General features: G+C 38.7%; 19 protein-coding genes. 18 read left to right on the top strand and 1 reads right to left on the bottom strand.

The annotated features are described in order from the left end of the window. Positions 1 to 8 precede the first annotated feature (8 nt). The 18 genes from CHU_RS11610 to CHU_RS11520 all read left to right on the top strand — a co-directional run bounded on the left by CHU_RS11610 (position 9) and on the right by CHU_RS11520 (position 19,234). On the top strand, positions 9 to 782 hold the full coding sequence (locus CHU_RS11610; RefSeq protein ID WP_011585757.1) for a hypothetical protein: 774 nt from the start codon (positions 9 to 11) through the stop codon (positions 780 to 782). Beyond that, positions 770 to 1,147, top strand: a complete 378-nt coding sequence (locus tag CHU_RS11605) for a nuclear transport factor 2 family protein (RefSeq protein ID WP_011585756.1) — start codon at positions 770 to 772, stop codon at positions 1,145 to 1,147. The genes CHU_RS11610 and CHU_RS11605 overlap by 13 nt, the downstream gene beginning before the upstream one ends. A gap of 42 nt (positions 1,148 to 1,189) precedes the next feature. Beyond that, positions 1,190 to 1,633: a hypothetical protein gene (locus tag CHU_RS11600; RefSeq protein ID WP_011585755.1), complete on the top strand. Its 444-nt coding sequence runs from the start codon at positions 1,190 to 1,192 to the stop codon at positions 1,631 to 1,633. Between the two features lie 93 nt (positions 1,634 to 1,726). Further along, positions 1,727 to 2,098 (top strand): DUF4345 domain-containing protein, encoded by a 372-nt coding sequence (locus CHU_RS11595; protein WP_011585754.1) that lies wholly within the window; start codon positions 1,727 to 1,729, stop codon positions 2,096 to 2,098. A 135-nt stretch (positions 2,099 to 2,233) separates the two neighbouring features. Next, positions 2,234 to 3,199, top strand: coding sequence for a bestrophin family protein (locus tag CHU_RS11590; protein WP_011585753.1), 966 nt, complete (start codon positions 2,234 to 2,236; stop codon positions 3,197 to 3,199). A 574-nt stretch (positions 3,200 to 3,773) separates the two neighbouring features. Then, positions 3,774 to 7,226 (top strand): sugar-binding protein, encoded by a 3,453-nt coding sequence (locus tag CHU_RS11580; RefSeq protein ID WP_049755547.1) that lies wholly within the window; start codon positions 3,774 to 3,776, stop codon positions 7,224 to 7,226. Positions 7,227 to 7,426: 200 nt separating this feature from the next. Continuing rightward, a complete protein-coding gene (locus CHU_RS11575; protein WP_011585750.1) occupies positions 7,427 to 7,801 on the top strand; it encodes a hypothetical protein in 375 nt (124 codons plus the stop codon). A gap of 227 nt (positions 7,802 to 8,028) precedes the next feature. Next, the gene (locus tag CHU_RS11570) at positions 8,029 to 9,306 is read left to right on the top strand and encodes a hypothetical protein (protein ID WP_011585749.1); all 1,278 of its coding nucleotides are present in this window, start codon (positions 8,029 to 8,031) and stop codon (positions 9,304 to 9,306) included. A gap of 53 nt (positions 9,307 to 9,359) precedes the next feature. Then, the gene (locus CHU_RS11565; RefSeq protein WP_143144119.1) at positions 9,360 to 9,812 is read left to right on the top strand and encodes a hypothetical protein; all 453 of its coding nucleotides are present in this window, start codon (positions 9,360 to 9,362) and stop codon (positions 9,810 to 9,812) included. Between the two features lie 7 nt (positions 9,813 to 9,819). Further along, complete coding sequence (locus tag CHU_RS11560) at positions 9,820 to 10,638, top strand: hypothetical protein (RefSeq protein ID WP_011585747.1); 819 nt, start codon at positions 9,820 to 9,822, stop codon at positions 10,636 to 10,638. A 17-nt stretch (positions 10,639 to 10,655) separates the two neighbouring features. Continuing rightward, positions 10,656 to 11,498 (top strand): cysteine hydrolase family protein, encoded by an 843-nt coding sequence (locus CHU_RS18930; protein ID WP_011585746.1) that lies wholly within the window; start codon positions 10,656 to 10,658, stop codon positions 11,496 to 11,498. Between the two features lie 5 nt (positions 11,499 to 11,503). Then, positions 11,504 to 12,958: a dual specificity protein phosphatase family protein gene (locus tag CHU_RS11550; RefSeq protein ID WP_394330728.1), complete on the top strand. Its 1,455-nt coding sequence runs from the start codon at positions 11,504 to 11,506 to the stop codon at positions 12,956 to 12,958. 75 nt (positions 12,959 to 13,033) lie between these two features. Beyond that, positions 13,034 to 13,510 (top strand): hypothetical protein, encoded by a 477-nt coding sequence (locus CHU_RS11545; protein WP_011585744.1) that lies wholly within the window; start codon positions 13,034 to 13,036, stop codon positions 13,508 to 13,510. 44 nt (positions 13,511 to 13,554) lie between these two features. After that, the gene (locus CHU_RS11540; protein WP_011585743.1) at positions 13,555 to 15,468 is read left to right on the top strand and encodes a tetratricopeptide repeat protein; all 1,914 of its coding nucleotides are present in this window, start codon (positions 13,555 to 13,557) and stop codon (positions 15,466 to 15,468) included. A gap of 22 nt (positions 15,469 to 15,490) precedes the next feature. Continuing rightward, positions 15,491 to 17,104: a hypothetical protein gene (locus CHU_RS11535; RefSeq protein ID WP_041932357.1), complete on the top strand. Its 1,614-nt coding sequence runs from the start codon at positions 15,491 to 15,493 to the stop codon at positions 17,102 to 17,104. Positions 17,105 to 17,145: 41 nt separating this feature from the next. After that, entirely contained in the window at positions 17,146 to 17,931 is a 786-nt protein-coding gene (locus CHU_RS11530) for a hypothetical protein (RefSeq protein ID WP_011585741.1), read from the top strand. 252 nt (positions 17,932 to 18,183) lie between these two features. After that, the gene (locus CHU_RS11525) at positions 18,184 to 18,675 is read left to right on the top strand and encodes a hypothetical protein (RefSeq protein WP_011585740.1); all 492 of its coding nucleotides are present in this window, start codon (positions 18,184 to 18,186) and stop codon (positions 18,673 to 18,675) included. A gap of 25 nt (positions 18,676 to 18,700) precedes the next feature. Then, positions 18,701 to 19,234, top strand: a complete 534-nt coding sequence (locus CHU_RS11520) for an O-acetyl-ADP-ribose deacetylase (protein WP_011585739.1) — start codon at positions 18,701 to 18,703, stop codon at positions 19,232 to 19,234. A gap of 59 nt (positions 19,235 to 19,293) precedes the next feature. Here the strand turns inward: CHU_RS11520 and CHU_RS11515 are convergent, their stop codons facing one another. Then, entirely contained in the window at positions 19,294 to 21,213 is a 1,920-nt protein-coding gene (locus tag CHU_RS11515) for a hypothetical protein (RefSeq protein WP_011585738.1), read from the bottom strand. Positions 21,214 to 21,278 lie beyond the last annotated feature (65 nt).

Below are 21,278 nucleotides of genomic sequence, written 5' to 3'. Positions count from 1 at the left end.
TTTATTTTATGAAAAAAATATTCGCTGCAATCAGTGTTATTCTGTTTGTCGTTTCCTGTGACAGGTCATCTGGCAGAGAAGACGTTAGGACAGACAGTTTACAAACATACGCTGCGGATGGGGTAGTATCAGATACCAGCACCGACTCTCAAAATGATAGTATTCCTGTAGTACAGGATAGTATTGGTGAGTATAGCAGTTATCAGATACATCTTACCATTGAAACAAATGCCGGAATAGTTAATGGGTATACAAGTATTTCACCGCTTTATTTTGACAGCGATTCAATTAACAGTTCAGAATATTTAATACGCGCATTAGCAGATGATAACAGGACGGATAGTTTGATCTGTTATAAGAACCGGATTACATATAATTATCCTGGTTGCGCAGAAAATGTGATAATGAAAGATAAGAATGTATTATATTATCTGTTAACAGATACGGTCATTGCCCTATCAGACATACATAAAATAAAAATTAATTCTATTCATGTCGGGGATTATATAAGTGGTATTGCAACTCCTTTAAAATTGTCAGATAAAACCTGGATCAACACACCACCTATGCGTTGCGTTACGTTAGGTGGATATTTATGCTATTACGAAATATTTATTTATGAAGAATCAAAAGCAATTAATGATGTGATTAAAAAGGCAAATGATTTTCTCCTCAAATACAATGGGCCTGAAGATGATGATCAGATTGATAGAGGTCTTTCTAATATTATTAAGAAAATTCATGGACAAAAAGTACTAGTAGTTTATTCATGTACCTGCTAAATACAGCAAAATCAAACGGAGAAATGGAAGATAAAAAAATTGATAAAATCGTAAAACAATTGATCAAAGCAACCAATCAGTTTGATGTAAAAGCAGCGCTGAAATTATTTTCGGAAGATGCGGTGATAGACGATGTTTCTGTAGGTGAAAAATTTCAGCATACAGCAGGTATCCGTACTTATATCGAAAAGTTTTTTATTGGATATAATACCGTAACAAAGATTGAATCGATTGAACCTGTAAGCAGCAGAGAGGCAAAGGTACAGGTTGATTTTACCGGAGACTTCGGGCACGAAACAGGCGGCCTCAATATTACTGTAAATGCAGCAGGCCTGATCATTGGTATTGATGCATACCTGGATTAGCCGTTAATATAAACTTGCATTAAACATACATATATTTATTTCATGGGAAATATTTCAATCGTTTACGGCAACATAATAGGGGCTACGTGGAAGACGGATGATTATCATAAATTACAACGGCTTAATAATAAGATTTTAACGGAACTTCCCGATGCAGATGCATATCCCTGGATTCACCGGCATATGTTCCATACACAGGACCCTCACAACATCCAAGGTACTTACCGCGATCAGGTAATTACATTTGGTGCTTCCTATAAGTTTGTTGAATACGAATGGGAAGAATGGCTGCAAAAGTTTGAAGCGATTTTAAAAACGCTTTACTGGACACGTGCAACCATTCATTTAGAAACAGAATTTATGGGCAGATTTACCTATGAATGGGTAATAGATTTCCATCAATCCGATAACTGGTTTTTAGAAAACCCTTTACCCATTCAGAAATGGGAGTTTACCGGCGGGCCACGGAAATTTTTTCAGGAATAAACGTGTGGATGTAAATGGATAATTAGTAATCGAATATTAAAAACACTAAGTTTAATAGTAGAGATTTTTGGGTTATGATTTAATAGATAGGTGATGGAACTGGTATTACAGATTTTATTGGGAGTGGTTTCATTGATTTGCATCGGAGTAGGTTTAAGCCAGACAATAAAAGGTGCGCGTCATTTTTTACCTGAAGCTGTTCCGCCTCAAGCCAAGCTGGATAATACATTCAGGTTTTTGAGCAGCATGTTTTTAAGTTTTGGATTTTTATTGATCTGGATTATTTTTCATATACAGGAAGTAACGGATCAGCTGTATTTTGTTGGTATTATTATTAGCAGCGCAGGCCTGGGCAGGTTATATTCAAGAAGTAATGTCGGTTCGGCAGGAGCCTATCAGGATTGTATTATGCTGCTGGAAATTGCCTTAGGTATATGCGTGATGCTGCTGCAATATTTCAGGTAAAAACAGGAAAATCTGCTTATGCGTGGATGAATTTTTTTGGTATTCAGTTTTAACTCCAGCCTTTTTTAGTTATTTTTAAAGATCACGTAGTTCAGATTTAAGAATAATCTGATTCATTCCGAAACCTTAAGCGGTTTGAACCGCACACCATCCGGTGTAACCGTACGACAGGACTGCACATCTTCATTAGAAAATAAAAAATCTGTTATGCTGCTGAATAAACGAATTCCGCTATCTTATTTAATTATCAATATAAAATTTGCCTTAGTGTACGTCTTGATTGTATCATTTTCGGCACATTTTTTTTCAAAAGAACATCAGGAGTCGCTGCCAGATATGCCGCTTGCAATACCTGCATTTATTGGTACCGCCATTTCCGTTCTTTTATCTTTTAAAATAAGTCAGTCATACGAGCGCTGGTGGGAAGCAAGAAAAATATGGGGCAGTATTGTTAATGATTCACGCAGTCTGATTATTCAGCTTCAGTCATTTGTTAGCAGCGGTAATGAAGAACAAATAAAAAAAATCGCTTTCAGACAAATAGCCTGGTGTTATTCGTTGGGAAGATCGCTCAGGGGACTTGGTCCATTGGATAATATCGATGCGTTTATATCTGCAGATGAACTTAATGAATTAAAACAGCATACAAATAAACCGCTGGCTATGCTTAATGTTCATGGCAATGATATTAAAAACTTAAAAGAAAGAAATCAGCTGGATGTTTTTGCCCAGGTACAATTAGACAGTACAATTGTACGTTTGTGTGAAGCGCAGGGTAAGGCTGAACGAATAAAAAATACGGTCTTTCCGGCTACATACAGATCGTTTCTCCATGCGATCATTTACCTGTTTGTGATTACACTATCCCTTTCCTTTAAAGACATTGCCTGGTATTTCGAAGTACCTTTATTGATTTTTATTTCTGTTCCCTTTTTTTTACTTGAAAGTTCTGCAAAGGATATGCAGGACCCTTTTGAAAACCGCCCGACGGATACCCCAGTAACAGCTATTGCCCGTAACATAGAAATAAACATCAAACAAATGCTGAAAGAAACAGCTATTCCTCAGCCGATGCAGCCGGAAACATTTCATCTATCCTGATGCGATTGATCATTCGGATGTTCCGGTAATATGTCAATTATATAAATTATATTGAAAGTGATGTAAACATTCCAATTGTTTTATGCGGTTTATTTGTACATAAAAAAATAATCCGTTGTACAATTAAAACAGAACATTATGAATGGCTTTTTCAGAACGATCATTGCAGGCTATGGTGCAAAAAAATTAGGCGGCGGCTGCCTGGGTACTATTATTGTTTTTATTATTATTTATGTATTGCTTAAATATGTATAACGAATAGCGGTTATTCAAAAACATTTCTTTCATCCGAACCGAGTGAATGGTTTATCAGGATACGGTTTATAACGAATCCTGATAAACCATTTTTTTTGATCATAGAAATAGTTTTTTTTCCTGTTTCGCATTTTTTTAATGAAAGCAGAATAAAATCGTTTCCTAACAGTTGTAAACGCATTATTTATCAATTTATTACCGGATTTTTCACCTGGCTGTTTACTTTTTTCACCTGAACAGGTAGTATACAAAATTCCATTTAATTTAAGCCGTAACTAATATATAACGTATGAGACTACAACTACCAGTAAGAAATACTATGCGCAGATTTTCGCTCATTGTATTTTCATTTGTGTTGCTCGTTACAGTAAGCGTATCTTACGCACAAACAGTAACTACTAATACACAAAGCACCCATAACGGGTTTTTCTATTCTTTCTGGAATGACGGTTCTAAAGGATCCGCATCCATGACATTAGGCCCCGCAGGTAATTACAGTACTACCTGGTCTAATATCGGAAACTTTACCGCAGGTAAAGGCTGGGCGGTAGGAAAACCGGATCGTGTGGTCTGCTTTTCGGGAAACTTCGATGGCGGCAGCAATGGCTTTCTGGCCTTATATGGCTGGACAAAAAATGCATTGATTGAATATTATGTTTGTGAAAATTATGGCGCATGGACACCTCCGGGAAATACAAGCGGCATTGTAAACAAAGGAACCTATACCTGCGACGGAGGAACCTATACAATATACACGGCTACCAGAACAAATCAGCCATCTATTGTAGGTACAGCTACATTTCAACAATTCTGGAGTGTACGTACACAAAAAAGATCGAGCGGAACCATAACGTTTGCTACCCATGTTGCTGCATGGAAAGCTGCCGGAATGAACATGGGAACTACCTGGGATTATCAGATCATGGAATCAGAAGGATATAACAGTTCGGGAAGCTCAAACATTACAGTAAGCGAATGTGTTTCCTGTGCAACACCGGCACCAACAACCATCACTTCATTTGATTACGAAGTAGGTGCTGCGGCAACACAATTAACCGCAACAGGTACTGCGCTTAAATGGTATACGGTAGCAACCGGCGGCACAGCATTAAGTTCTGCACCAACTCCCAATACCGCTACGGCAGGTACTACAAAGTATTATGTCGGACAAACATTAAACGGTTGTGAAGGTCCGCGCACTGAAATTACAGTACGGGTTTCTCAGAAATATAAGATTTTTAAAGTGTCTTCGCCTATAATCATTGACGGAACGCTTGAAGCCACCTGGTCCAATGCCAGTGTGTTACCTGCGGCTGCGACAAAACTGATCGCGGGAGCAGTTACCAATAGTACAGATCTCTCAGGTAATTTTAAAGCCTTATGGGATGATACCTATCTCTATGTACTGGCAGATGTTACCGATGATGTAAAAATGAATGAAAGCACCAATGTATATGATGATGACGGTGTAGAAGTCTACGTTGATATTAATAATGATAAAGCAACTACGTATGGTGCAAACGATGTGCAATATACATTTGGCTGGAATGATGGTACAACGGTAGGGGTATTGCCATCAGGTCGTGCAACTACAGGCATTACCTATGCAGCCGTAGCACGTACGGGTGGATATATTGTTGAAGCCAGAATTCCATGGACTACCTTAAAAGGTACACCAGCCATTGGCCAGTTAGTCGGTATGGATTTTATGATCAATGACGACGACGACGGAGGTACACGTGATGGTAAATTGGCCTGGAATGCAAGCGAAGATGATGCCTGGGAAAACCCTTCTTTATTTGGTACAGCGGTTTTACAAGGTTTATTGCCTTGTTCAACGCCGGCAGCTCCGACCGTGGTAACACCTGTTGCCTATTGCCAGAATGCAACAGCCGCAGCCTTAACAGCAACGGGCACAAGTTTGTTGTGGTATACAAACTCAACAGGCGGAACAGGTACTGCATCCTTAACGCCAGTTACAACAGCTGCAGGTACTGCTACCTATTATGTAAGCCAGAATGTAGGCGGCTGTGAAAGTGCGCGCGCGCCAATAGTTGTTAACGTAAATGCCTTGCCAACAGCAGTAATCACAGCAGGTTCAGCAACAACGTTCTGTGCAGGCGGTTCAGTAACATTGACAGCAGGTAACGGAACGGAATATGTATGGAAGAACGGAACAACACAGGTTGGTACTGCTTCTACTTATACGGCAACAACATCCGGTTCCTATACCGTTGAAATAACCAATACAAACAATTGCAAAGCTACTTCAACAGCAACAGCCGTAACGGTAAATGCCGCACCGGCTGCACCAACGGTTACTGCACCAGCAGCGTATTGCCAGAATGCAGCATCAAGCGCATTAACAGCAACGGGTACAGCATTGAAATGGTATGACGCAGCAACGGGCGGTACTTCATCTGCTTCTGTAACACCAAATACAGCAACTGTTGGAACGAAGAATTATTACGTTTCACAAACAACCAACGGATGTGAAAGTCCGAGAGCACAGGTTGCAGTTACTGTAAATGCCTTGCCAACAGCAGTAATCACAGCAGGTTCAGCAACAACGTTCTGTGCAGGCGGTTCAGTAACATTAACAGCAGGTAACGGAACGGGATATGTATGGAAGAACGGAACAACACAGGTTGGTATTACTTCTACTTATACGGCAACAACATCCGGTTCCTATACTGTTGAAATAACCAATACAAACAATTGCAAAGCTACTTCAACAGCAACAGCCGTAACGGTAAATGCCGCACCGGCTGCACCAACGGTTACTGCACCAGCAGCGTATTGCCAGAATGCAGCAGCAAGCGCATTAACAGCAACCGGTACAGCATTGAAATGGTATGACGCAGCAACGGGCGGTACTTCATCTGCTTCTGTAACACCAAATACAGCAACTGTTGGAACGATCAATTATTACGTTTCACAAACAACCAACGGATGTGAAAGTCCGAGAGCACAGGTTGCAGTTACTGTAAATGCCTTGCCGGCAGCAGCGATCACAGTTATCGGGTCTACTTCTATTGTACAGGGCGGCAGTGTAACGCTGAATGCACCTGCAGGAACAGGTTTATCCTATAAGTGGTTTAAGGGTACAAACCAGGTAGGCACAGCTGCTGCTTCTTATACCGCAACTGCGGAAGGAAATTATACTGTAGAAGTAACAAATGCAGCCGGCTGTAAAGCTATTTCTCCTGTTACAACGATCACGCAAAAGGTAAATCAGCCTTCCGTTATTACCATTACATCTCCGGTTACCAATACAACGGTATCATCAACGGTTACCATTACTGCAGATATATCGGATGCAGATGGCTCTATTAAATTGGTTGAATATTTAGTTGGGGATACGGTAATCGGTTCCAGTATTTCTGAGCCTTATAGCTTTACATGGAACGATGTATCGGCAGGTTTACATACTATCACGATACGTGTTACCGATAGTCAGGACGGTATTACGACCTCTTCACCAGTAACTGTTTTTGCGGGCGTAACAACAGGTATTACATCCGGGAACAGCATGCAGGCAAACGTATATCCGGTTCCGGCAAAGGATGAATTGATTGTTGAAACGGAAGTAGATCTTTCGGAGGCTTTATTCAGAATAACAAATGCCTTGGGTGAAGAAGTTTTTGCACCTATTCAGATAGCCGGCACAAACGCAAAAGTAAATGTCAGTACATTGGCTGAAGGTGCGTATGTATTGGTGATCAGACAGGGATCTAATGTTCTTACAAAGAAAATTATTTTAACATATTAATATACAGTTAATCGTTGTTTTATGTCCGGCACTCCAGTCTGTTTATTCAGGCTGGAGTGTTTTTTTATTTTACTTACAGTCATCCAGAAGTGCAACGGATTTAGCAAGTATGCAGATAAAATCAGCTGTACACTAAAATTTAAGACCCCGGGGATTAGATATACTCCTGTTAAAATTGTATATTCTAATAAAAAAATTATATGGCACAAAAACACACAAAACAGTTCGGGGTGTGGATGGATTCGCGCAACGCAACAATTGTAGGAAAGAATTCCGGTACGGATGAATTTGCTGTTCTCGGACATGCAAAAAATCCAGGCGCAGAACCTAATACAAATGAAAATACGGGAAATAACCATGAGATTATGCTGACGCATAAATTCTTCAAAGAAATTTTAAGCAAGATATCTGATGCAGACGAAATTCATCTGACAGGTACCGGCCAGATTCAGGAGCAATTTATAAAGTATCTGGCGGAAACACCTCAGTATAAAAGCACTAAATCAACTGAAAGTACTTCCAATAAGATGAGCGATGAAAAACTTGTAGAATTTATAGGGAAACAGTTCAACTAAGCTAAACCGATTTTATTCTTTTAAAAGACTGCAACAGATGAATGTTTGCAGTCTTTTTTTTTAAAATTATGCATAAGCAAGTTCTAATGCTTATTTTAGACCGCATTTAAGCTGCCGCGAACTGATAGAGGGGCCGCTGCGTAAAAGTCAGCAATGAAGTAGTTTTAACTGCAACAGGAAAATTTATGCAGAGGGTTAATTACTTTTAGCCGTTTTAACAGAATACTATGAGCGTTTTTGATCATAAAAAGAATATAAACCGAAACTATCCGGCAGAATCAGGTGCCGGAACCATTAAACTGGCTGGCAACAGAATTAACTATACCGAACAACATCCGGTGTCAGTATCTGAAGTACGCCTGGAAGATCTTCAATATGCATATGTTGTTGTAACAGAAGAGCAGGAATCCTTTCTGTTTCTGTTTGATCATCACCGGCATTATATACCCGCAGAGGATGTTGGGTTTAAAGATATGTATGAAGCTCTTTCGGCAAAATTCACCTTTGATGATGCTGTTTTTTTTGAGCACATAATGAGTATCCAGCCTGTTAAAAAAATAATCTGGCGCAGAACATATGAGCCAACCTACGATATCCTGACCGGGTTCACAGACTATTCGGAAGGATTTGAAATCCAATCTCCTGAAAAGGAATTTGTATCGTGGGATACAACGTATGAAGAACTTGCAAAAAATCCCTATGTGCGTTTCAAACAATCACCGTACATTCAAAAGATATCAAAATTTGCATACCCAATCCGTCTAGGAAATATTTTACTCAGAAATTTTCATGTGTATTATGACCAGATGCGGGAAGATGTTTCTGTACTGCAGTTTTATTCGGATTGTTTTGATGCCTTGGGTACAGATAAAAGCTATGACGATCTCAAACGTATATTGCTAAAAGACCTGGGTATAGACCGTAACAGATTTAATTACGAGCGGGAAGATCAAAAAAATCTGAATTATAATTTTGGCGGAATGAGTTTGTCTATTTGTTACACCTACGATAGTAAATGGAATTTTGACGGCGGGTATACAGCTTTGTCTGTAGAAAATAAACGCGACTATTTTTCTTTACTTATCGATCAGCCATATGAGGAAGGCATGGTTGTAAGCAATTATGCGCTGCTTCCGGAAGGTATACGTGTTTCAGAAGATTATAAACGCAACAGTAAAATAAAAAGAAGGCCTCGAAAAATAACAGATCAGTTCGGGGATAAGCCAATTATCTGGATGGATGAACGGAATTCTAAAATTGGATTTTCAAGCCGTTTTTTTTCGCAGGTGTTTGATGTAAAAGATATAAAAACAATTCGTATTCAGAATGTGCTGCCAGCTAAAGGTGTGGGCGGAAGTTCACTGGAAGTAGAACTGGAAATTCCCCAAGGTCAATATGCCATTGTTATGAAAGGAGATTGCCGCGCTTTTGATTCCTATGCGGATAAGATAAAAGCACTTACCGGCAAAGAGGTAATTTTTGAAATAGAATATTATGATTGTTGACAGGAAAAATAAATACTGAATTCATATTATCAGATGAAATAAAAAATGACCCTATGAAAAAATTTTTATGTGCGATCCTTTTTGCATGCTTGTTTACTGGCTGTTGCATGACCGGAACGAAATGTGATCCCGATCAGGATATTGTTTGTTTTCGTATACTAAATGCTGCAGGGGAGGATCTTGTATTTGGTCCATCAAAAGTATACGATAAAGATTCCATTCAATTTTTTTCATTGAATGGTGCTGATACGGTTAAACAAAGCCTTATAACTGATGGCAGCTATCTTCAGGGATGCAGCAACAGTCTGCTTATAGACTTTAATAGTGCCACAAAGAACGGCCCGGTATATGTGCGGTTGAATGATTCGGATATTGATACACTGAACATTTACTATGAGAGATTTGATGGCGGAAAATGTTGCGGAGCATACAGAATTGTTCATGCAACAACCTATAATAACAAAAATATAGAGGTCATACAAGGATTTGCTGTTTTGAAAAAGTGAGTGTAATATGAACGTAACAGTAGATAAGCTGATGCTTGTATTTTTTTTAAGTTTTCTAATGGTGGCATGTAACGGGAGTAAAGAAAATGAAACACGTGTACAGGATAGTGTTGTTGTTATGACAGATTCCCTGCAACCGGCAGGCGCAGCCATTTATAAGGATACACAATTTTATGTGCCGGGAGCACCCGTTTTTATTCAGCTGGATAGTATAAATACACAACCTGTTACAGTCCTTCCGATTGGCAGCAAACTTCTTCTCACCTATAAATTTCCGGAAGCATGGCTGTCTTACGGTGAGACAGGTTTTTCTGAACCAACCGGAATGAATAAACAATATAAGGATGCAATGCATCGCGTGCATGAATATTATGACGCGTTCCATCACGGCAAACCTTATTTACTTCCCGTTATCCATGAACTGAAATATGTAAAACTGCATGAAAAGGAAGATACTATTTCTGCTGGTGACTCACTGGTATATTCAATAAAACACTGTAACTACCGCTTTCCTGATGTTGGTATGTATGAATGTTATTATGCCTATAACTCCGGCCGGTATGTGCGAACAATTGACTATCAGGATTTATATCACGATGCAGCCGGTCATTTGATTCTCTACGACAGAAAAACAAAAAAAGCAAAATACATTACAATATATGATCAAAAGCACGATGAAGTATGGAGCGGCAGCAGGTTGTTTCTGATAAATAAAGATCACTCTATCCAGTTGTTCGACGTTGATTTCGGAGAAGAAGAAACTACTTTCAGCAAAAGCTATACGATCAGCATCAATCAGAACGGAGAGATAGTGGTTGAATACTAAAAAAAGTTGAGTAATACATGAAAACAATACTGATCTCACAATGCCTGCAGCATGATTTTGTGCGGCCGATAGGTAAATACGACAACCTCCCAAACCTGCTGCATGTAGGTTATGATGAGTCTTCCAGATTAATGGGCAATGAAGCGAATAGTGGGCCGTTGGATCTGTTTATGAACTGGCTGAATAAAACAGATGAACATCAGATAATAAAAGTGCATGTGCGCGACTGGCATGATGCGGAAGATCCCGCACAGAAAGCGCACCTGAATAAATTCGGTAGCCACTGCATTCAGTATACAGAAGGCGCTGATTTTGTTTTTACTGCAGATGACCAGGCACATATTATCAACTCGGTCAGTTTAAATGATTTTGTTGAACCTGATCTGAATACTATTCTTGCGCAATATACCGATGAGCCCGTACGCATAGGACTGATCGGTGTCTGGACAGAAGCAAAGATCTATTTCACCGCATACGATATCGCAACCCGTTATCCGGATTATACCATTGCTGTTTGCGCGGCTCTTTCTGCAAGCTCTTCTGTACACAGCCACTATGCAGCATTGAACCAGCTTAACCGTATCCTGAATGTACAGGTCTTTAATTCCATCGGACAATTCACACACTTTCTAACCTGGGACAAAGAAAGTATTTCTATTGAACTTGAGCATGCTGAGACACCTATAATCCTTTCAGAGAAACCGATTGCGCTGGGAGATACGGAAACGAAACTGCTCAAATATGTTTTCCGTAATTCAAAAGAAATATCGGTTAACGTATTGGACGGCGGATTTTCCGGAAATAGTGTAATTGGCACACAAAGTATCGATATGCATGGACATCAGGAGTCAAGCACGTAGTAAAGATCGGTGAACAGGAGGAGATCGGGAGAGAGCGGAAATCGTTTGAGATTATTGAAAATGTTTTGGGAAACAATGCTCCGCGTATTATTGATTTTGCTGACAGTAAAGGAAAAGGTATTATTAAATACCGCTATGCATCAATGGGGGCAGGCCAGGCAAGTTCTTTCCAGAAAAAATTTACAGGGAAGGAACCGGTTGAAAAAATACAACATTACCTGCATGTCGTTTTTAAGGAGCAACTTGGAAAACTCTATACCGCAAAGACGCATGAGAAAATGAATCTGCTGTCGTATTATGAATTTGATAACATATCGGCGGGCAAACTGAAAGCTTCTATCGGTAATGTGTACCAGGGAAACATAGAGGCAAACGAATTCATCCTACATGCAAATTCTTTTCCCAACCCGTTGAATTTTTATAAAAATGATTTAGATACCTATCTCAAAAATAATAACATGTATGCGTTTCAATCCTATGTACATGGTGATCTGAACGGGGCTAATATTATTATTGATGCGCAGGACAATGTCTGGATCATAGACTTTTTCCATACGCACAGAGGCCATGTATTAAAGGATCTGGTAAAACTGGAAAATGACCTGCTGTATATCTTTTCAGAAATGCATTCCGAATCTGATTTTCAGGAAGCGTTAAAAATCAGTGAAGTATTGTTTGCTGTTTCGGATCTGCAGGCCTCGCTGCCGGATATAACACAAACCGGAATTACAAAACCGTCGTTTGTGCGTGTCTACAAAACGCTGTCTTATTTGCGGAGCTTATATAGTGATCTGGTAGAATGGGATAGAAATCCGCTGCAGGTATTTATTGCGCAGCTTCGTTATTCCATGCATAGCCTGATCTTTGATGAATGCAACCAATGGCAAAAAGAATGGGCATTATACAATTCAGGTAAATTCAGTCAGATCATCAGTAATAAGTTTTTAGAAACAGATAAACTCCGCATCGATTTTATTAAATCCGATAAAATAGATGCACACTCACTTGCCCTTACTATTTTGCCCGGAAGAAAGGATTACAGCAGAGACCTTTCGGAAGATCTTAAAGAAATAAAAGAACAGCAGATTGATTGTGTGGTATCGCTCATTACAAAAGACGAGATGGATATGTATGGTGTTCCGGAGCTTTTAGACGTATATAAAAAGCAGGGGGTTGAATGTCTGCATGTACCTGTTATTGATCAGAAAATACCGGTAAAAGCAGAGATCGAAAGAATTAATGCATTTATAAACGCGCAGCAAAAAAAGCATAAGAAGGTATTGATTCACTGTGTCGGCGGGCTAGGCCGTTCAGGACTTGTGGCAGCCTGTTATTTAAAATCATTGGGCTATCCTTCAGACGATGCCATTAAAATAGTGCGGGAAGCACGCTCATCAAGAGCGATTGAAAGTACAGAACAGGAAAAATTTGTATATGATTACAATGAACGTACTGTTTGATGCAGATTGACCTGCGTGCGTTCGATATATATATTATTTTTTTAGAGAACGGTTTTATTAAAACACTATTCAGGAATGAGATTATTTTCTATAGGATCAAAACAAAAAAAGAACCTGCCGGTTGTTTATAAGCTGGGCTGGTGGGCGCATCAGAAAATGCTTGAAGTTTCGTCTTTTGAAGTAACGGTAATTAAGAGCCAGCTGAATTTACTAAATAGCATATCCGTGATCCGTTATGTGGTGAAAGGCTGGCTACAGCCGGATAGTTTTGGGATGCCTTACATACAAGCTGTGCATCACAGCGAACAGCTCAAACACATGCAGGATTCGTTTTCACAAGAAATAGAAGAAACATTTTCCTTGCCCGTACATGCGCTTATACAACTTACACCCATTGTTGGTATTAAAAATGAAAAAAATATCAATAAAGAACGTGTAGCATTTGAAATTATAAATGAATATAACATAAAGTCCTTGCAGTGGGGGGCGAATAATTTCATGTTCCGTTGTGCAGGTATTAAAAGAGTGATCTGCCTGAACCAGACTAAATAACGAATAAATGATTTGATTATATATCATTAAAAAATAAAACTGCTTTGAAAAAGTATACTACTTATAAAAAAATAGAAGAGCCATATTTTAATTTTTCTGAATTACTTGGTTTTCCTATACTGCCGATCTGCGCAATCGCTTTTCTCTCTTTCGGTATGTTGTTTTTCTTCGGGCTCATTCCGATGCTTGTCGCAAATGGAATCATTGCAGTTTTTTTGACAGCTGCTTATCACGGATTAAAAAATGCTTCTCCAAACGGATCGCGGAATGCAACACATACCGGCCTGTTTGATCTGCTCTCGCTGCTTACGTCTTTTTTAGTAATTCTGGCTGTGATCCTGATTACAAATGTTGGAGCATACATTATTGTTACGTTTCAGCAGACAGGTGTTTTTTATGATATCTATTTTTACATCTGGCTGTTTGTTGTGCTGGCAATTCCGGTTATTTATTTTGTGGTGCTGGAGCTGAAGTATCAGTTTGATCAATATTACCAGGCAGCCCATTTTACAACGCTTCCGCTAACTATTATACACGATTATGAACTGCTGACCTGTGCTGAATCTGTTACCTTTCTGAATACGAAAAAGAAATTCATGACTCATGTGTCTGTCACAGAACGTAACCATCTGGAGCATATAGGAAAGCTGGCTAACCTGTCTGTATCAGAACGGAATAAATATCTGTATCAACCTGTATTCAATGAAACCATTCATATACCTATAGGTACAGACCGGTTACAGATTTCCTGGTATTCTGTTATAGAAGATGCATATTACAAAGACGAAATTAATTTTCCATTTGAGAAACTGGCATATGAAGAAAATAAATATCCGACAAACATTCCTAAATTTCTTCGCGGGCAAAAAACAGACCGGGTAACACTTTCCATATTAAAAGGAGGAAAGATACAGCTGTTTAATAAACATACGGATATTATTGACCGGGTTACCTTAAAATCAATGGATGCAGCTGCTGAAGCAAGAACGGATCTGCAGCATGCAGCTGCTGCCATATACGGAAAAAAAGAGCTATCTGCACAATCCAATAAGATCAGACAATCCAATGAAATCGATGCACGTGCGGAGCTGGCTGATTATCGCTGCAGCTGGCAAATTACCGGTACCGGATTGGAGGGACATAACATAGAAATCAAAGACGTTCGCAATAATTATACAACCAGTAAGGCCATTCCATTTAATACGTTTGAAGAAAGAAGACTGCCTGTTTTTTTTGAAATAGATTATCACAAAATCAGCTGGGTAAATATTCATGTTGATGCGGAAAAATTATACAGTCTGATACAGACATTTGGTACTGTTAAACCAACGCTCACTTTTGATTTTCAACTCGATCCTGAAAACGGTGATGCAACAATGCGTCTTAAACTTAATGATGCTTTTGTTCCTTTTACCGCCTGGGAAAAAGAAGTTAATGAATACCGGTTGAAAGATGTTAAAGAAACGCTTTCAGAAAAAAAAGATTTTATAGTTAAAAATAATTTCCTGAAAAATATTTACGAAGCCATTGTTGAAAAAGCATATACAAAAGCTGAACAGCTTTGTAAAGAAGCGCTGGAACAATATCCGTACTTTCCGATGATTTATTTTTATGAAGCACGCTTGCTTTGGTATGCACAGGGATTTGAAGCTTCGTATGCACAGGAAAATTATTTCCTTGATAAAACGAAAACAGAACCATATGCTTTTGCTCAGATTTATAATCATTATGGTTGTTTATATGATGAGGAAAAACGCTATACTGAAGCACTTGCGCGTTTTGAAAAAGCCTATGCTGCTTATCCGCAGCAATTGTTTTACCTGGTAAACATGGCAGAGATCCATTATAAAATGAAAGATGCACGTCAAGCTTTGCATTATGCAGAAGAATGCATAAAAAAACAATTTACAACGGATATGGTTGCTGAGATTATTGCAAATAAAGGGGTGCTGGTTTAATGACAAATAAATTAGTTGAAATTTGGCAAAGATAAAACTTAAAAAATCCCTGCAGGCAGTACTTGAAAACGCTAAGCTGGCACTTATAAAAACAATTGCAGAAAGTATGCAGCAGCAGTCGCCGGTAGAGGACGAAATCAGCTGGCTGTTGTTAGAATTTACCTTGGAATATCCGTTCCCGCCAACGCTTGGCCTTGCTCAGAAAAAGGAAGCAGAGGGTTTGTCTGATAGGCATGAACATCCGCTTGCAAGTTATAATGCAGCTGACCTGGAACTGTTTAGCGAGAACCAAACGATTGTACTTACATTCGATCCGTATGAAGCGCTGTTCTCAACAGCTGATCAGTTATTGGAAGAAATTGAATACGAAGACCGGCAGCCGTTTATATTTCAATTGTATATAGAGGTGTGCAAAGCATTGATGCTTGAATCTTCTAATTGGACACATCTGAATCTGGCAGCGGATTTTCATGTAACAGCACGGGATTATGAAATGTGTGATGAAGCAGATTATCTTAAAAAACTGCTCCCAAAGAAAGCTGTTAATAAAATAAAACAGAAGCTTCAGGCATATGATAAAAAAAATAACGAAGAATATGCGAATGATGAAACCATTCTTAACGTTCAAGCAGTTATAGAGCAGGAGACAGGCCGTTATGAAGAACTGATTGAAGCAATAGAAATGGATGCCTGTGTAGATATATTTACACAGCAGGAAATTTATTTTATTCAGCCGTATTATGTAGAAATACATATGCATAAACGTTCCGAAAATATAGATTGGGAGCTTAGTAAACAGAAACCCGAAAATCTGTTGTTTTATTATCAGTATAAATTAAAAAATAATATTCCTCAGCTGGTAGATTATTATCATGAAGATAAACTCATCTGGAGGCGGATTTTTCAAGACAAAGAAGGTGTAAAAACGGCTTATAAATTTTTCTTAAAGAGCGGACAACCTGAATTTGAATCGTATACAGTACTGAAGCCGGTTACTGAGCATAGCGATCAATATGAAAAGTATTCGGAAGGTCATTATAATGAAATTACATATTATAAAAACGAACAGCAACAAATTATACGTGCCGTGTATCTGCACTGCATGTTTTTTATGGGACATAAATCGGATGCCGGATTTGAGTATACGTTTGAATATAAAAATAACGAGTTGTTTAAAATTTCAAGCTTAAATCAGCATGGGAAGCAGACTGTGTCATATTGTAAGGATAACTCGTTTATGGAAGAAACCATAGATGCATTTATAGAACATATCTGCACGTTTACGCTTATGAAAATGAACGGGCGTTCGCTGGACAAGCTCGATGCTGTTGTGCTGGAATATGACCACTCCATGGCGTTTTATTTTACGATTCATCTGGTACAGCATAGGCAACTGGTTAATATTTCTACGTATGAACAATATGAAGATGATTCAGCGTTAATGAATCTGACTGTTTACACATCAAAGAGTACAACGTCTCCTTTGTGGGAATATTTTTCCGGAGCACAAGCTGAAAATTATGTCAATGAAACATACACACGTCTTTGTTCAGCATTATCCGAAAGGATTGCTGCTGCGTTTGATATGTCGGTTCCGGTGGTGTGCAAATACATCTATGACGAACTGAATTTGTAAGAAACTTGTGGCGGTGCCTCAGGAAAATAATAATTTATACTATGATCTTAGGCGTTTACTGGTATTTTGATTTTCCGTATAATTTGTATACGTACGATTATTTCACCTATCGCAAAGGGCTTGGCGGGCATGCCGATGCACCTGCTGAATTGGAAGTAATTGTTGAAACAGATCAGGCAGCTAACGTTATACAAGCCCTCCGTGAACTTGTAGATCAATATGCCGATGCATTTGTGTTTATATACAGATCAGGAAAGTATCTGCAGATTGGTACAGGCAGTTATAACATGCATGATTATGATTTTGAGATCGCATTGAAAATGGAAGTAATCTTAAAAAATATGGATGCCCGAAAGGTAGCCTATACGTCGCTCAAAGATGCTGAACTTATTCGATTGTATCATGTGAAGAACGATCATGTTTGGCCAACCAAAAAATATTTTAGTATGGTAGCATCTTCGCTTATGAAATACAATGCGGAGACTTCCTGTATTCGCTTTGATTGTAATGCAGGCACAAATGAAAAGGAAGATTTTTTAAATGAAATTTTGGTTGTTACAGCTGCAGCGAATATTCATGTAGTGTTTTACAAGGAAAAAAAATGTGGAGATAGACACAACCTGATGTTGTTTTTTACGAATGGCCGTCAGGGTGTTGGCTTGAAACCTAAACAAAAAGTTGATGTTGCATCATTTGAAGTTGGTATGGAGGCGTTGATTCAAAAATATACTGTTAAAATTGGTCTGATTGGAGGCTTTGATGAAAATTATCCCGAAGGTGATTTTATTGTATTGAAGATGGTGGATGCGGAATTTATACTGGATTAATTTAATTTCCCTGAAATTATAGGGAGCGCCGCAATCAGGGTCATCTGCAGGCAATATATCCATTTCGTTCATGCTTAAAAGTATACGCATAAACGGTTAATTAACATGCATGCAGCGGTAATTTTATATTTTTTTTAGAGCCGTAATGATGCAGAACGATAAAAAATAGTAGTACATTTAAGTAACTGCGATGTGTATTTAGTCTGGCAGAAATAGTTAGCCCGAACAAACACTGATTTGAATAACACTTAAATGGATTCTTACATTTATACATTAAGCTGCGCTCTGCGTATTGATCCGGCTGATTTTGGCGGGTTATCAAATACGTTAGAAATCACCATTCCATGTAGCACTTGTCAACGGTATAACCGAACCATATTTTTCGAAGAAATTGATACACCCGGCATTTGTACACCACGGGCAATATGTGCGGGCTTTCCGGGTAAACTCATTGAAAGGAATGTTATAAGCGGAACAGACTTAGTCTCCATAACCCATACAATTGAATTTGAGTTTGAATCATTTATTGATAAAAAATATAAGGGCATAGCAAGACTGGATGTGTTCAGATGGGCAAGAATCCATCTTATAGTGGTTTGCCGGAATTGTGCAACGAAGTCAACAATAAGTGTGAGTGAGAATGCAGTACGTCCTGTTGTCTATCGGTGTACATGCGGAGAAAAGTTATACGAAGAAAAGATAAGTCCCTTTGGATACAACATCAAAAAAAATACTGCCGGTTGAATTCCTTGTACTAAAAAATAAATGTATGATCGAAGTTATTAAAGGAGATATTACGACCGTAGAAGTTGATGCCATCGTAAATGCAGCAAATACTTCTTTATTAGGCGGAGGTGGTGTTGATGGTGCGATACACCGGGCTGGCGGAAAAGAAATTTTAGAAGATTGCAGGAAAATTATTGCCCGGCAGGGTAGTTGTAAAACAGGCGAGGCTGTCATTACAACGGCAGGAAAATTACCTGCAAAATTTGTAATACATACCGTTGGGCCTGTTTGGAATGGCGGTAATAAAAATGAATCCGATAAACTTGCAGATTGTTATTTTAATGCCTTAAAACTGGCTGTTGAAAACGATTGTGTATCCATTGCTTTCCCAGGCATCAGTACGGGAATATATAGATTCCCCAAAACTATGGCAGCCCATATTGCCGTGAAAACAACAGTTGATTTTTTAGCCGGTACAGATAAGATTAAACAGGTGCTGTTTGTATGTTTTGATGATGAATACGAAATGCTTATAAAAACAGAACTGGATCTCTATAACCGGTCACATAGCCGTTGATACCTGCATGTCGATTGTAATTTATTGTCTTGGAACTTTCGTTAACATACCAGCATCTTTTAATCTGCTTTTATAAAAGGCGGAAGGTTTCGGATTTCTTTTTTTCGCTGTTCCCAGTACTCGATTAATTCATCCCCGTTCATTGTTCGTAATTTTTTCCATTTGACCTGTGGATCGTAGTAATAATTTGCATGTACGTCTTCCATAAATGATTTTGTTTCATCCAGAAAAGCATCCAGTTTTTTAAATGATGAATCCTTAAATTCTTCATAGAGTTTATAGAACATAGATTCGGCGCAGCGTTCATGCAGGATCAGGCTTTTGGTACATTGCAGGATTGCCTGTTCTTCATCGTGTTCAAACAAGGCAATCCGCATCAGTAATTCATACGGGTAGCCTAAGAAGCCTTCTGATTCGATTTCTATTTCATCTGCAACCAGTTTCAATTCTGCTACGGTTGGTTTGTCAATAGTACCTTCATAGTTGCAGCAATATTCCATAAACTCAGCATAATGAATATGGGTAGAACGATTACATTTTACCAGACTAAGATGTTTTTTGTAAAGTGCCTGTGCCTGTTTTATAGCTATATCTGCCAATGTATGATCTCTATTTTCAAGGTGTATGTGCGCAATCTGCTTCCAGATGCTGGCTATATAATAGACTTCAAATGCTGCATCATCATACGTATTCAGGATACGCTCGTATATGGATTGCGCCTTTAATAAAAAATCAATACGTTTTGTTTTAAGCCCGATAGCATTAAAAAAATCTGCTGCCTGATGGGCATCCATCCGTGTTGCTTGTTCGGGTGTATACGCTAACGCTTTTTCAGCCCATATAAGTGCATTTAGTTCAGGGAAACGATCCTCTCTCTTATTCCATTCAAGGAATTCGTACAAGTGTTTATAGGCAAGAGCGAAGGCATAAGCTATTGCTGCACCATATTGTTGTTCTAATGCTTGTATTTGGTGCTGCACTTTTTTCTGCATGCCTTTCTGTGCAGCAAGTATGTTGTCATCTTCTGTAAACAGGTATAGCAACTCCAGCAGGGAAGACCATGAAGCTTCTTCAGGAGACAAGCCAATTGCTTTATTTATTTCAGATACCGCATGCTGCCAGTGGTTCAAGGCATTTTCAGCATCCGCTTCCATCATCCATCTATATGCGGTAGATAATAAGCGGTGTATTTCCAGCGCATCTTCAGGTGATATCCGAAGATACTGCTCAAAGGCTTCAACAGTATCAGTTAAAATGGAAACGCTTGCTGACGGATTTTCTTTAATTGATCTTTCCAGTAAAATGTGCAATGCTGCACTGCGTTGCATCCATTTTTTTTCTCCCGACAACAATTCCATTTTTTCTACTATTGGAATCAAATAACTGATACCAGCATCTGTAAGTTTACCGCAGGCATAATCATAGTTCATATCCCAGAACAGACTTTCGTAACCGTTTATAGCAAGGTCTTCTTTTTCCAGCGCTGAAGTAAAACGCGTTTCCGTAAGTTCACAAAGCTGATCCAGCCGGTCAATATCATAATTATTCACATTCTTTTTTATTTCTTCGTGAAACAAAGAAACAGGATAGGGTTTGTTCAATACATAATTTGTTACGGCTGTATGCCGCAGATACTTCATGAAATTTTCCTCAGATACTATTTGAGAATAGGGTTCGGAGATATAATAATAGTTGAAGTAAATGTGTTCTTCGGAGTCTGCCTTATGTTCACGTGCAGTATCTATGCGCTTTTGAAGTGCTTCGAAGTCATCGTATTCAAAATACGATTCCGAATCTGGAGTTGTCTGTGTATTTTCAATGAGAATAAACGGAAAATATTCAAAAGGAATTTTATTCAATATTGCATCTGCCTGTATTTCTGCAGGCAATGTATTGAGATATGCAACAGCATCTTCTTTAATTTGACAAATTGCGACAACCCATGTATCGGCAGGCTGTTTGATTTGAAGGATATACATGTGTATGAATAAATAGTGTACTGTTGCTTTTCGTTTTTTAGTATAAGAACGTTAAAAAACAGTTT

The organism is Cytophaga hutchinsonii ATCC 33406, from assembly GCF_000014145.1.
Lineage (GTDB): Bacteria > Bacteroidota > Bacteroidia > Cytophagales > Cytophagaceae > Cytophaga > Cytophaga hutchinsonii.
This window is presented reverse-complemented; position numbering and strand designations above follow the sequence as displayed.

Bases quoted from the DNA above. Each gene is read 5' to 3' on its own strand.
- CHU_RS11610 (WP_011585757.1), top strand. From the start codon at position 9: ATGAAAAAAATATTCGCTGCAATCAGTGTTATTCTGTTTGTCGTTTCC.
- CHU_RS11605 (WP_011585756.1), top strand. From the start codon at position 770: ATGTACCTGCTAAATACAGCAAAATCAAACGGAGAAATGGAAGATAAA.
- CHU_RS11600 (WP_011585755.1), top strand. From the start codon at position 1,190: ATGGGAAATATTTCAATCGTTTACGGCAACATAATAGGGGCTACGTGG.
- CHU_RS11595 (WP_011585754.1), top strand. From the start codon at position 1,727: ATGGAACTGGTATTACAGATTTTATTGGGAGTGGTTTCATTGATTTGC.
- CHU_RS11580 (WP_049755547.1), top strand. From the start codon at position 3,774: ATGCGCAGATTTTCGCTCATTGTATTTTCATTTGTGTTGCTCGTTACA.
- CHU_RS11575 (WP_011585750.1), top strand. From the start codon at position 7,427: ATGGCACAAAAACACACAAAACAGTTCGGGGTGTGGATGGATTCGCGC.
- CHU_RS11570 (WP_011585749.1), top strand. From the start codon at position 8,029: ATGAGCGTTTTTGATCATAAAAAGAATATAAACCGAAACTATCCGGCA.
- CHU_RS11565 (WP_143144119.1), top strand. From the start codon at position 9,360: ATGAAAAAATTTTTATGTGCGATCCTTTTTGCATGCTTGTTTACTGGC.
- CHU_RS11560 (WP_011585747.1), top strand. From the start codon at position 9,820: ATGAACGTAACAGTAGATAAGCTGATGCTTGTATTTTTTTTAAGTTTT.
- CHU_RS18930 (WP_011585746.1), top strand. From the start codon at position 10,656: ATGAAAACAATACTGATCTCACAATGCCTGCAGCATGATTTTGTGCGG.
- CHU_RS11545 (WP_011585744.1), top strand. From the start codon at position 13,034: ATGAGATTATTTTCTATAGGATCAAAACAAAAAAAGAACCTGCCGGTT.
- CHU_RS11530 (WP_011585741.1), top strand. From the start codon at position 17,146: ATGATCTTAGGCGTTTACTGGTATTTTGATTTTCCGTATAATTTGTAT.
- CHU_RS11525 (WP_011585740.1), top strand. From the start codon at position 18,184: ATGGATTCTTACATTTATACATTAAGCTGCGCTCTGCGTATTGATCCG.
- CHU_RS11520 (WP_011585739.1), top strand. From the start codon at position 18,701: ATGATCGAAGTTATTAAAGGAGATATTACGACCGTAGAAGTTGATGCC.
- CHU_RS11515 (WP_011585738.1), bottom strand. From the start codon at position 21,213: ATGTATATCCTTCAAATCAAACAGCCTGCCGATACATGGGTTGTCGCA.